The sequence below is a fragment of the Filimonas lacunae genome, from assembly GCF_002355595.1.
GTDB lineage: Bacteria > Bacteroidota > Bacteroidia > Chitinophagales > Chitinophagaceae > Filimonas > Filimonas lacunae.
On sequence record NZ_AP017422.1, the window covers coordinates 773,111 to 786,026 of the forward strand.

At 44.9% G+C, this 12,916-nt stretch carries 9 protein-coding genes; 7 read left to right on the forward strand and 2 right to left on the reverse strand.

The genetic code is table 11. The features are described 5' to 3' along the window. Positions 1-12 precede the first annotated feature (12 nt). The 6 genes from FLA_RS03165 to FLA_RS31340 all read left to right on the forward strand — a co-directional run bounded on the left by FLA_RS03165 (position 13) and on the right by FLA_RS31340 (position 6,770). Positions 13-978 carry a type I glyceraldehyde-3-phosphate dehydrogenase gene (locus tag FLA_RS03165; protein ID WP_076381997.1) on the forward strand — a complete coding sequence of 322 codons (966 nt, stop codon included), beginning with the start codon at positions 13-15 and terminating at the stop codon, positions 976-978. Between the two features lie 48 nt (positions 979-1,026). After that, positions 1,027-1,518: a single-stranded DNA-binding protein gene (locus tag FLA_RS03170; RefSeq protein WP_076381996.1), complete on the forward strand. Its 492-nt coding sequence runs from the start codon at positions 1,027-1,029 to the stop codon at positions 1,516-1,518. A gap of 11 nt (positions 1,519-1,529) precedes the next feature. Further along, positions 1,530-2,597, forward strand: coding sequence for an Ldh family oxidoreductase (locus FLA_RS03175; protein ID WP_231940385.1), 1,068 nt, complete (start codon positions 1,530-1,532; stop codon positions 2,595-2,597). Positions 2,598-2,700: 103 nt separating this feature from the next. Then, a complete protein-coding gene (locus tag FLA_RS03180; RefSeq protein ID WP_076381994.1) occupies positions 2,701-4,020 on the forward strand; it encodes an aspartate kinase in 1,320 nt (439 codons plus the stop codon). Between the two features lie 200 nt (positions 4,021-4,220). Further along, positions 4,221-6,596 carry an ABC transporter permease gene (locus FLA_RS03185; protein WP_197705852.1) on the forward strand — a complete coding sequence of 792 codons (2,376 nt, stop codon included), beginning with the start codon at positions 4,221-4,223 and terminating at the stop codon, positions 6,594-6,596. Beyond that, positions 6,597-6,770 (forward strand): hypothetical protein, encoded by a 174-nt coding sequence (locus FLA_RS31340; RefSeq protein ID WP_159445181.1) that lies wholly within the window; start codon positions 6,597-6,599, stop codon positions 6,768-6,770. Between the two features lie 128 nt (positions 6,771-6,898). Here FLA_RS31340 and FLA_RS03190 read toward each other — a convergent pair whose 3' ends face one another. After that, a complete protein-coding gene (locus tag FLA_RS03190; RefSeq protein WP_076381993.1) occupies positions 6,899-7,813 on the reverse strand; it encodes an alpha/beta hydrolase in 915 nt (304 codons plus the stop codon). Between the two features lie 127 nt (positions 7,814-7,940). Next, positions 7,941-8,990, reverse strand: a complete 1,050-nt coding sequence (queA, locus tag FLA_RS03195; protein WP_076381992.1) for a tRNA preQ1(34) S-adenosylmethionine ribosyltransferase-isomerase QueA — start codon at positions 8,988-8,990, stop codon at positions 7,941-7,943. A 248-nt stretch (positions 8,991-9,238) separates the two neighbouring features. Here queA and FLA_RS03200 point away from each other — a divergent pair, with 248 nt between their 5' ends. Further along, positions 9,239-12,913, forward strand: a complete 3,675-nt coding sequence (locus tag FLA_RS03200; RefSeq protein WP_076381991.1) for a TraB/GumN family protein — start codon at positions 9,239-9,241, stop codon at positions 12,911-12,913. The last annotated feature ends 3 nt before the right edge of the window (positions 12,914-12,916 follow it).

Below are 12,916 nucleotides of genomic sequence, written 5' to 3' on the forward strand. Positions count from 1 at the left end.
TAAACGAAAAGTATGCGTGTTGCTATTAACGGAATGGGTAGGATTGGTCGTTTGTTATACAGACGGCTGGCTACCTGTACAGAAGTGGAACTGGTTGCGGTGAACGATATAATGGAAACGGACCACCTGATGTATCTGCTGAAATACGATTCGGTGTATGGTACCTACACAGGCCCCATACCTGCCGAAGGTGTTCGTTTTTTGCAGTGCGCCGATCCGCGTCAATTGCCCTGGAAAGAGTTGCAGGTAGATGTGGTGCTGGAATGTACAGGTGTTTTTGCCAATAGTGCCGGGGCGGCCCTGCACCGCGAAGCAGGCGCTTCCCGCGTAATGCTGTCCAGTACCGGCCCATCGGATGTGCCTTTGTTGATTTATGGTTTTAACCAGCATCATTTAACGGCCGATACCACTTTGTTTTCGCCGGGTGGTTGTATGACCAACTGCTCTACACATATCCTTTACATACTCAATGCTATAGGTATAGAATCGGTGCAGGTAAACATGCTGCATAGTTATACTTCGCGCCAGGAACTGGTAGACGGGCCTAATAAAAACTTTCGCAGGGGCAGAGCGGCAGCGGAGTCAATTATCCCGTTTGAGGTGGACCTGTTTCAGTCGCTGGAACGCCTTTTCCCCAATTTGCAGGGTAAAATAGCCACTATTTCAACGCGAATGCCGGTAGCTAATGGGGCTATGGCCGATTTTACCGTGCAAATGAAAGCCGATATTACCGCCGCACAAATCAACGAGTTGTTTAAAAAAGCGGCCGAAAACGAATTTGACGGGGTGGTGGAATACACTACCGACCCGCTGGTATCACTGGATATTAAGGGCAACACCCACTCATGTATTGTAGATGGCACACTTACTTCGGTGGTTGGCAGGCAGTTAAAGCTGATTGCCTGGTTTGATAACGAATATGGCTATACCAGCCGCATGATAGACTGGTTATTACACTGGACAGACATGCAGAAATAACCATTTTATTTGTTTATTTTGCTAAACTAATTAACAATTAACCTCAATATGATCAAATTACAAGTGATAGGAAACCTGGGTAAAGATTGCGTGCTGAATAATGTGAACGGAAGAAGCGTAATCAATTTCAGTGTGGCTCATACTGAAAAATTCAGGGATGCTACCGGTAATACGAAAGATAGAACTATTTGGGTAGAGTGTGCTTACTGGACTGATAAAACCGGTATTGCGCCTTACCTGAAAAGAGGTACTTCGGTATATGTGGAAGGAAACCCCGAAGTACGTACCTACCAAACCAACGACGGACGCCAGGGCGCCAGCTTAACTATGCGTGTAGTAAGCATTCAGTTGCTGGGTGGCGGTAACCGTGAAGGCGGTGGTGGCGAAGGTGGTGGTGGTAACTACGGCCAACAGGGTGGTAACAGTTATGGTGGAGGCGGTAATGCAAATTACGGCGGTGGTAACAATTACAATTCTCCGGCATCCAATGCTCCAGCAGCCGGTGAAATAACAGAACCATTGGATGATCTTCCGTTTTAAACATGGAAAAAATGTACGCATATAGCCGGCTGTATAATTTTACAGTCGGCATATTTACCAAAATAGGTTGTAATGCCAAAGACGCAGCGCTTGCTGCCGAAGTTTTATTAAGTGCCGATATCCGTGGAGTAGACAGCCACGGCGTAGCCCGGTTAAGCGGCTATGTTCGTTTATGGGAAGCCGGCCGTATCAATGCCAATCCTCAGATTAAAATAGTGCATGAAACCCCGTCTACTGCGGTGGTGGATGGCGATGCAGGCCTGGGCCTGGTAGTAGCTCCTTTTGCTATGCAGGTGGCTATTGAAAAGGCTAAAGTAGCCGGTACCGGCTGGGTGGCTGTGCGCAACAGTAACCATTACGGTATTGCCGGTTATCATGCTATGATGGCTTTGCAGCACGATATGATTGGTATGTCTATGACCAATGCCAGTGCATTGGTAGCGCCTACCTTTAGTGTAGAAAAAATGCTGGGTACTAACCCCATTGCAGTGGCTATTCCCGCTCAGGAACAACCTCCGTTTGTAGCCGATTTTGCCACTACCACAGCTGCTAATGGCAAGCTGGAAATATTACAGCGCAAGCAGGCCAGCGCGCCTATAGGGTGGGTGCAGGATAAAGCCGGCCATGCTTCCAGCAATGCCAATGAATTAAAGCAGGGTGGTTCGTTATTGCCTTTGGGTAGCGACCGTGAACATGGCAGCCATAAAGGCTATGCCCTGGGCAGTATTGTTGATATATTCTCTGCTGTACTCAGTGGCGCCAGCTATGGCCCCTGGGCGCCGCCTTTTCCTGCCTATGTGCCTATGCCCGAAAACATGCCGGGCCAGGGGCTGGGACACTTTTTCGGCGCTATGCGTGTAGACGCGTTTCGCCCGGCTGATGAGTTTAAAAGCCATATGGACAACTGGATTACCCGTTTCCGCAAGGCAAAACCATCAGAAGGTTACGAGAAGGTGTTGATTCCAGGCGATCCGGAAAGGGAAATGGAAGCAGCCCGCAGAAAAGACGGTATTCCCGTTGTGGCGGCGGTGACAGAAGATTTACAACAATTGGCGCAGAAGTTCGGAATTGAGCTTTAACTTCGGCAACCTTTTCAAAACAAGTTGAAAGAGTACATTTTGTCATCTAGTCAGTAAGACATCGAGTCAAGTGTTCTGAACTGGTATTAAATATCCCTCAGCGATGAAAATTATGAAGTTTGGCGGCACCAGCGTTGGTAAGCCGGAACGTATGCACCAGGTGGCACAGCTGATAACCAAAGACAGCGATGCTAAAATTGTGGTGTTAAGTGCATTAAGTGGAACTACCAATGCATTGGTAGGTATTAGTGATTCTATTGCAGGCGGCGACCGCGAAGCAGCCAAACGAAAGATTGACGAGCTGGAAGCTCATTACAGGAAATTTGTACCCGAACTGGTGATAAAGGAAGAGGCACGTGCTAAGGCTAACGCTATTGTAACGGAGCATTTTGAATTTTTAAACATCATACTGCGCATTAGCTTTAGCGAAGCGCTGAATAAAGATATTCTGGCACAGGGCGAGCTGATGAGCACCAAGCTGTTCAGCGTGTACCTGGAAGAGCAGGGTATTGACCACCTGCTGTTGCCGGCACTGGAGTTTATGAGCATTGATAGCAACGAAGAGCCTAACCTGCCTGCTATCACTAATAAACTGGACCAGCTGTTGAAACAACATAGCCATAAAAAAATGTTCATTACCCAGGGCTATATTTGCCGCAACTCCCGTGGTGAGGTAGATAACCTGAAAAGAGGGGGTAGTGATTATACTGCTTCCCTGATAGCGGCAGCAGCCCACGCTACTGTATGTGAAATATGGACGGATATTGATGGCATGCACAACAACGATCCACGTATTGTTGACAAAACATTGCCTATTGAGCAGTTAAGCTTTGACGAAGCGGCTGAGCTGGCTTACTTCGGTGCTAAAATTCTGCATCCTACCTGTATCTGGCCTGCCCAGTTAGGTAATGTGCCTGTAAAGCTGCTGAACACGATGCAGCCCGAAGCCAAAGGCACTACCATCCAGGAAGAAGCGGGTACTGTAGGCGTGAAAGCAGTAGCAGCTAAAGACGGTATCATTGCTATCAAAATCAAGAGCAGCCGTATGTTGCTGGCTTATGGTTTTTTAAGAAAGGTGTTTGAAGTATTTGAAAAATACAAAACGCCGATAGATATGATCACCACTTCGGAAGTTGCAGTATCGGTTACTATTGATACCGATGCACATTTAGATCATATCATTAAAGAGCTGGAACCATTTGGTCATGTTGAAGTAGATACCAACCAGAGCATTGTTTCTATCGTGGGTAACGAAATAGCACAAACGCCCGACGTGTTAAAGCGTTTGTTTGAAACACTGAACAGTGTGCCTGTGCGTATGGTAAGTTACGGTGGCAGCCCGCATAATATTTCACTGCTGGTGCCAAGCGAGCATAGAACCAAAACATTACAGTTGTTAAACGCAGGCATTTTTGGCTTGTAGTAAATAATTGTATCAATATACTTTGCCAGGGGCCGGGAGTAATCCCGGCCCCTTTTTTTGGGTGTAAGCGTACACTACACTGTAATAAAACCGTACAGGTTTACACGTTTGTTTTTTACTTACCGCTTGTAAATCAATGCATAGAAAGGTTGGCATTATTCTGTGCATATACCTAACTTACCTAAGAAACCAGCACGCTTATGATGTTGCAAAGCCACTGTAAAGTAGCCTTCAGAAATCTTTGGAAAAACAGGGGATTTTCTGCTATTAATATAGCCGGCCTGGCATTGGGCATGGCTTGCAGCCTGCTGATATTTTTATGGATACAGGACGAAAAAGGAATAAACGGGTTTCATAAAAATATTAAGCAGATTTACCAGGTATATGAAGCACAGCATTACGATGGTAAAATAGAAGGGCAATATGCTACGCCGGGCTTGCTGGCACAGGAACTGGAAAAGCAGGTGCCGGCAGTGGAAATGGCTGTTAGCATGGCGGAAATATATGGGAATACCTTTTCAGTGGGCACCAAAGCGCTGAAACAAAAAGGCACAGCAGCCGGGAAACACTTCTTCCAGATATTCAGTTATCCTTTGTTACAGGGCAATGCAGCAGATGCGCTTGCCACACCGGAAAGTATTGCTATATCCCGCTCTATGGCGGTGAATTTTTTTGGTAGTCCCGAAAAGGCGATGCTGCAAACGATCCGTTACGAAAATGAACGCGACTATACGGTAAAAGCCGTGTTTGAAGATATTACCCCGCAATCGTCTATGGTGTTTGATTTTCTGTTAAACTGGGATGGTTATGTTGAACACCAGGATTGGTTAAAAGATTGGGGCAATCATATGCCTGCTACTTATGTACTGTTTCGCCCAGGCACTAATGTTGCTGCTGTTGGTGCAAAGGTTAAAAATTTTATTGAACGTTTTGAAGATGATTCCAAATATGGGTTTCATGTAGAGATAGGGTTTCAGCCGTATAAAGAGGTGTATTTAAAAAGCCAGTTTGAAAACGGCAAGCCTGCTTGGGGGCGTTTTGAATATGTAAACCTGTTTACGCTGGTGGCTATTTTTATACTGGTAATAGCCTGTATCAATTTTATGAACCTTACTACCGCCCGCTCGGTAAAAAGGGCGCGTGAAATAGGCGTAAGAAAAGTAATTGGCGCTAACAGAATGTCGCTGGTGTGGCAGTTTATGGGCGAAGCGGTGTTAATAGCACTGATTGCGGCGTTGCTGGCTTTATTGCTGATAATACTTTCCTTGCCGTTTTTTAACCAGGTAACCGGTAAGCAAATAGCTATACCTATATTCTCCGGTCAATTTTTAGGTGTAATGCTGGCATTAATACTGATCACAGGTTTTTTATCAGGTAGCTACCCGGCATTATTCCTGGCAGGTTTTAACCCGGTACGGGTGTTAAAAGGCGGCTCATTGCAGGCAGGCCCTGCAGCTTTGTGGTTTCGCAAATCACTGGTAGTATTTCAGTTTACTTTATCTATCATCCTGATTATTGCCACCATATTAATTTCGCAGCAGGTGGACTATGTGCAGCAGTCTAACCTGGGTTATAACCGGGAGAACCTGGTGGCTATTGATATCGATAATGAAATGTCTAAACATTTATCTTCTTTTACTACCGAAGCAGCGCGCATCAGTGGCATTAACAGCATGAGTGAAGTAAGCCAGGTGCCTGTAAATGCCGAAAACAGTACATTGGGCGTAAGGTGGCCTGGTAAAGATCCTAAGAACAAAGTGGCGTTTACGCAGCTGGGAGTAGGATATGATTTTATTAAAACCATGAAGCTAACCGTAGTGGAAGGCCGTGATTTTTCAAAAAGCTTTTTATCTGATTCTGTAGCATATATTATTAACGAAGCCGCTGCTAAGAAGATAAATAATAAAAACATTTTAGGTATGCCCTTTACTTTCTGGGGTAAAGAGGGCAAGGTGATAGGAGTGGTGAAAGATTTTCATTTTCAATCGTTACATCATAAAATAAACCCGCTGGTATTGCGAATTACTACGCCCACTTATATCAATTCTTTATTGGTAAGACTGGAGCCGGGCCACACGGAAGCCACATTGGGCAGCCTGGAAAAGCTATGGAAACAGGTAAACCCGAAGTTTCCTTTTTCGTATCAGTTCTCTTCCGAAGAATATGCAAAACTGTATAAGAGCGAGCAGGTGATTAAGAGCCTGTCTAATGTATTTGCATTTCTGGCCATTGTAATTTCCTGCCTGGGGTTGTTAGGTTTATCCATATTCACTGCCGAACAACGTACCAAAGAGTTTGGTGTGCGTAAGGTGTTGGGAGCTAATTTTATCACCTTATGCCGTTTGCTCACCACCAACTTTGTGCTACTGGTAGGGTTGGCTTTTATAATAGCTGCTCCTATAGCCTGGTGGGCCATGTATAAATGGTTACAGCATTATGCTTATCATACTGCTATCAGCTGGTGGATTTTTGTAACGGCAGGCCTATTGGCTATGCTTATTGCATTGTTAACGGTGTGCTTTCAAGCCATTAAAGTGGCCCGTACCAATCCGTTGAAAAGCCTGAAAACGGAGTAGGTGAGGAGAATATTCCCACTGGCGGAGCTTTCAGGAGTTGTGTTGGGAAACCGCCAAAGCCTGCTGGAAAACAAAGGAGAACTGTTGACGGAAAAATGCTCCTTGTTGACACTGTTAGGCTCATTGATGAAGCAATATGGCCAGCTGATGGAAGCTAGAGGTACACTGTTGTAGTAATAATACCAACTGGCGGAGTTTTCGCGCCAACTGTCGGAATAATACTGCCAGCTGGTAGGAAAAAAGTGTGGACTGGCGGAGAAATAATGCCAGCTGGCGGATTTTCCACGCCAGCTGGCGAAATATTATTTAATCACCTTCAAGCCTTTCAGCCAGTTCTGCAATCTGTCTGTCCACTGATCGGCGGTAGTTTTATTGTTCATTCCAAAGCCATGTCCACCACCAGGATATACATGCAACTCGGCAGGTATATGGTGATCGTTTAAAGCCCTGTAGTAAGATAAGCTGTTTTCTACGGGAACTGCTTTGTCATCACCGGCATGTACCAGGAAGGTAGGAGGGGTAGCATCTGTCACCTGCAATTCGTTAGAGAAATAAGTGACCATTTCCGGCTTGGGCGTTTTACCAATAAGGCCTTCGCGTGAACCTTTATGCGTGAACTTTTCAGAGAAAGTGATTACCGGGTAAATGAGCATAGAGAAATTAGGACGCAGGCTGATATTATCCGGGTTGCTGATAAAAGCTTTGTTGAAATGCGTGCTGGCAGTAGATGCCAGGTGACCACCCGCAGAAAAGCCTATAATGCCTATTTTGCCGGTATCTACGCCCCAGGTGCTGGCTTTGGTTCTTACCAGTTGAATAGCGCGTTGCGCGTCCTGCACAGGGCCTTCTGACTTGTCCAGCATAACAGAATCAGATGGTAAACGGTATTTTAATACAAAAGCAGTAATACCCCAGCTGGCAAATAGTTTAGCCACATCATGCCCTTCGTGCGTCATAGCCAGGCGGCTATAACCACCACCGGGACAAATGATAATGGCAGCGCCCGTGTTTTTATCGGCTGCCGGTGTATATACCGTAAGGGTGGGATTGATTACCTGGCTGGTACGTAGCTGTCCGTTGGTTTCTTCATTTTTTTCAGCATATGTAGCAGCTGGTTTGGAGTTGGGAACTACACCTTCGTATAATGTAATCACTTGTTGTGCCTGCATGGTATAATGGATAAGTAAAACACCTATGGCCAAACATATCTTTTTCATAAATCTGTTATTGATAGGGGCTAAGTTATGCTAAATGGGTTATATATGACCAGGGTTATCGGTAAACGAAAAAGCCGCTTTTGAACATTCAAAAGCGGCTTTTTCAACTCTATTATACAAGAAAGAACTACAGAATCAACATCGCATCTCCATAGCTGAAGAAACGGTATTTGTCTTTAATAGCTCTTTTGTAAGCTTCCATAATTAAATCGTAACCGGCAAAAGCACAAGCCATAATTAACAGGCTGGTTTTAGGCAGGTGGAAGTTGGTAACCAGGCTATCTGCCACGTTAAAGTCGTAAGGAGGGTGGATAAAGGTGTTGGTCCATCCTTCGCTGGGCTTTAACAGCTTTTGTGCAGTAAAGCTGCTTTCCATAGCACGCATGGTAGTGGTGCCGATAGAGCAGATGCGGTGGCCGGTTTCTTTAGCCTTATTTACAATCTTACAGGCGTTCTCGTCAATGCGATAGTACTCTGCATCCATTTTGTGCTTGCTCAGGTCTTCCACTTCAATAGGGCGGAAAGTGCCTAAACCAGTGTGCAGGGTAACCTCAGAAAAACGTACACCTTTAATTTCGCAACGCTTAATCAGTTCTTTTGAAAAGTGTAAACCGGCGGTAGGAGCTGCAACAGCGCCTTCGTACTTAGCGTACACAGTCTGGTAACGCTCTTTATCTTCTTCGTCTGGCTTACGTTTGATGTATTTAGGTAAAGGAGTTTCCCCTAAAAATTCCAGCATTTTTTTGAAGCTCTCTTCATCTTCGTCCCACAGGAAACGGATGGTACGGCCACGGCTGGTGGTGTTGTCAATTACTTCTGCTACCAGTTCATCATTCTCGCCAAAGTACAGTTTATTGCCTACGCGAATTTTACGGGCAGGATCAACAATTACATCCCACAAGCGGTTAGGCTTGTTTAGTTCGCGCAGCAGAAACACTTCTATTTTCGCTCCGGTCTTTTCCTTACGGCCATACATACGGGCAGGGAACACTTTAGTGTTGTTTACTACAAACACATCCTTGTCATCGAAGTAATCAAGAATGTCTTTGAAGTTCCTGTTTTCGATGTTGCCGGTTTTGCGATCAATAACCATCATTCGGCTGTCTTCACGACGCTTGGTAGGGTTTTGGGCAATAAGGTTAAGAGGAAGATCAAATTTGAATTGTGATAATTTCATGTGTCTATTGATTTTTTCAATGGTCACATGCAGTTCACCCTGCTTTGAAACAGGGTTCGTGTCATGTTACGGCATGATTTAAAAGTGTGCAAAGGTATGGTATTTAGCGGCATATTTCGTATGGGCTAAGCTTATTTTAACGAATATTACGGATAAATAGGCAGATGATGAACTATTTGGGTATATAAAATTTTAGTAAATCATATCTTTTCGCCAACTTCAGTACTTACTTAATATCCAACCCGGTTATGTACAGAATTCCCGCATTTTGTTTGCTTTTTGTGCTGTGTTTTTCGGCCCAGGCTCAGAAAACTAAACCAGTTCGTTATCCCAGCCTGTTGTGGGAAATCACCGGCAATGGTCTTGAAAAGCCTTCTTACCTGTTTGGTACGATGCACGTAAGCAGTAAGATGGTATTTCACCTGAGCGATTCATTTTACCATGCTATTCAAGGCTGTGATGTGGTGGCTCTGGAGTTGAATCCTTATTTCTGGCAGCGGGATATGATGAAGATGGAAGGCGACCAACGCAATCTTACAGAGTATATCAGCAAAACACCTGGCAATTTTATGCTGGAATCTTCTTTCCGGCTGATGCGGTATGAAGATAACCTGAAGGCGGCTTTAACAGAAGATCCTACCCTCATAAACGGGTTGTTGTATCGCAGCGTGCAGTCGCAGGCCGATTATGAAGAAAGTACTTACCTGGATTTATACATTTACCAAACCGGCCGCAAGCTAGGCAAACAGCCTGGGGGAGTGGAAGATTACTACGAAGCAGAGCGTCTGCAGTTTGAAGCCTACCAGGATATGGCCAAAGAGAAGAATAAAAAGCGTCCGGACACAGATGGCGAATCGATGCAGAACATTAGCAAGAAGCTGCAGGAAGCATATCGCCGTGGCGATCTGGATATGCTGGATTCTCTGGAAAAGCTAACCAGCGTTTCAGCGGCCTTCAACGAAAAGTTCATTTACAAGCGCAACGAGATACAAGCCAACTCTATGGATACTATCATGCGCCACCGTGCCTTGTTTGTGGGGGTTGGTGCGGCGCACCTGCCTGGTGAAAGAGGGGTGATAGAATTGCTGCGTAAGAAAGGATATCGTCTGCGACCTGTGATAATGCAGGACAGGGACGCTACCCGTAAAGAAGCCATTGATAAAATGCGGGTGCCGGTGGCGTTTAACCAAGTAACTACAGATGATGGTATTATTGCCATGCAATTGCCTGGCCCTTTATACAAAAGATCTGACACCTATGTAAGCATGAACAATGGTAGCTGGCAATATGCAGATATGGATAACGGCGCTTATTACATGCTTACCCGTGTAAAAACGCATGCTGCTGTAACAGGGGATAGCAAGAAGGAGGTGGTTAAAAAAATAGACAGCCTGCTGTATGAAAATATACCTGGTAGAATTATCAAAAAAACGGCCATCGTTAAAAATGGTTATCCGGGCTTTGATATCACCAATCGCACACGCCGTGGCGATTTACAGCGCTACAACATTCTTGTTACTCCTTTTGAAGTGCTGGTGTTTAAAATGAGCGGCAATGATGATTATGTAGATGGTGCGGAAGCCCACACTTTCTTTAGCTCTATACAGGTAGGTAACAATGAAAAGAAATGGCAGCAGTTTACGCCTTCTTATGGCGACTTTAGTGTGTTGCTGCCACAGCAACCGGTAGTGCGTAAGAACACGGGAACTACTGACAGGCTTGCCCGCTGGGAATATGAAGCGGAAGACAGCACTACACAAACAGCCTGCTTTATCTGGAAAAAAACAATAGCCAACTACAGCTTCCTGGAAGAAGATACTTTTGATTTGTCGCTGCTGGAACAAAGTCTGAAAAAATCGGAATGTATCAGCCGGCAGTTAAAGCGCGAACAACATTTGCAGAATGGTTATCCGGCGCTGGACATGAGCTTTGAATTGAAGAGTGGCCAGTTGCTGAAAGCCCGTGCAGTGCTGCGTGGTGCGCATTACTACCTGGTGGCTGCAACTGCGCCTAAAAAGAATGAAGCGGTGGTGAACAAATATCTGGAATCGTTTCAGCTGACAGATTTTACATATGCAACCCCGGTGCTATATGCAGATACTTCTTTGCATTTTACGGTGAAAACAGCGGTGCAGCCCACATTAGATACTACATTGGTGCGCATGATGAACCGCGCGCTGAATGAATCTTTTCTGGATGATACCTATAATCAATATAGCTACTGGCCGGCAGAACGTTTTGCGGGCTTCAGGGCCGATTCAACAGGGGAGGTGATTACGGTGCGGGTGCAACAATATCCCAAATACTTTTACAGTAAAGACACAGTAAAGTTCTGGCGGGAAGAGTTGAATGAAAAACAGTATAAAGACAGGGTAGTAACAGCTAAAACCCGTTTACAGTTACCCAATGGTACCATCGGTTACCAGTTGGAAATACAAGACACCAACACGTCGAAGAAAATTATCAGAAGGCATTTGTTAAAGGATAATTATACCTTTTGTATCTCTGCTTTTATAAACACTATCCGCCCTTCTTCTTCTTTTGTGAAGGATTTTTTTAACAGCTTTACACCGGAAGATTCTGTGCTGGGGCCATCGGTGTTTGAGAACAAGGTAAATAAGTTCTTTGCCGATTACTATAGCAAAGACACGGCTGTGCGCAAGAAAGCATCTGCTGCCATATCTAATGTGTACTTTTCTATAGCAGATACCGGCAGGTTGCAGGAAGCCATTGACAGGCTACAGTACGGTAACAAAAACTACTTTGATGTTAAGAATCGTTTTATTAACGAATTCGGCTTTTTAAAAGACAGCTGCTGTGTAGATAAGGTAGTGCAGCAGCTGGAAAGGTTGTATAACAAAACTGCCGATACCAGCTATTTTCAGGATGAGGTGTTGCGTGCGCTGGCAAGATTAAAGAATAAAATATCTTATGCAAAGTTGAAAGAGCTGTTGTTGCAGGATCCGCCTATATTAACCAATCGCTTTGATCAGAACGCATTGTTCAACCACCTGGAAGATTCATTGGAGTTAACCCGTAGCCTGTTTCCGGAGCTATTGCAACTGGCATCGCTGGAAGATTATAAAACGCCGGTGATTCGCTTATTACGTAAAATGGCAGATAGCGGGCAGATAGCCGCGAAAGATTATGAAACTTATTACAGTAAAATTTATTTCGATGCTAAAATAGAATTGAAAAGGCAGCAGGGACGTGACGAGAAAACACTGGAAAAACAGAGTGAGCTGGATGAAAACGATGGTGATAGTTATGAGCGTGGTATAAATAACGATCTCTCTTCTTCCGACCTGGCAAACTATGCAGTGTTAATTGCGCCTTACTATAACAAAAACGCGGCAGTGCCCCGTTATTTTGAAAGGTTGTTGCAATCGAAAGACCCGGAAGTGCAGTGCCAGGCAGCATTAATCATGTTGAAGAATAATTATAAAGTATCAGATACTATCTGGCGATGGCTGGCGGCTAAAGAAGACTATCGTGCCCGCCTGCTGGAGTTGCTGGAAGATATAAAAAGAAAAGATCTGTTTCCGGCTACTTATAAAAAGCAGGACCTGGTGGCAAGGGCTGTGCTGATGCATGCAGAAGGATACGCCAGGTTGGATACCATAGCCGTGCTTTCGACACAGAAAGTGCGCTTAAAAGAAAAAGAAGGCATCGTTTACTTTTTTAAATACCGTGTAAAGAAAGGGGATGAGTGGAAACTGGGTATTAGCGGATTGCAACCGGTGAATACAAAGGAGGTGAGCAGTGGTGATGACCTGGTAAGCATGACCAACCGTAAACTGAAAACCGGCGATGAGCTGAAAGAGCAGCTGGATACAGAATTGCGTAAACTGGTATATGCCCTGCGACCCAGCGCTGCTGAGTTTTTTGAGAATGCAGACATTGCTTCACGCTACGAATTCTAAATA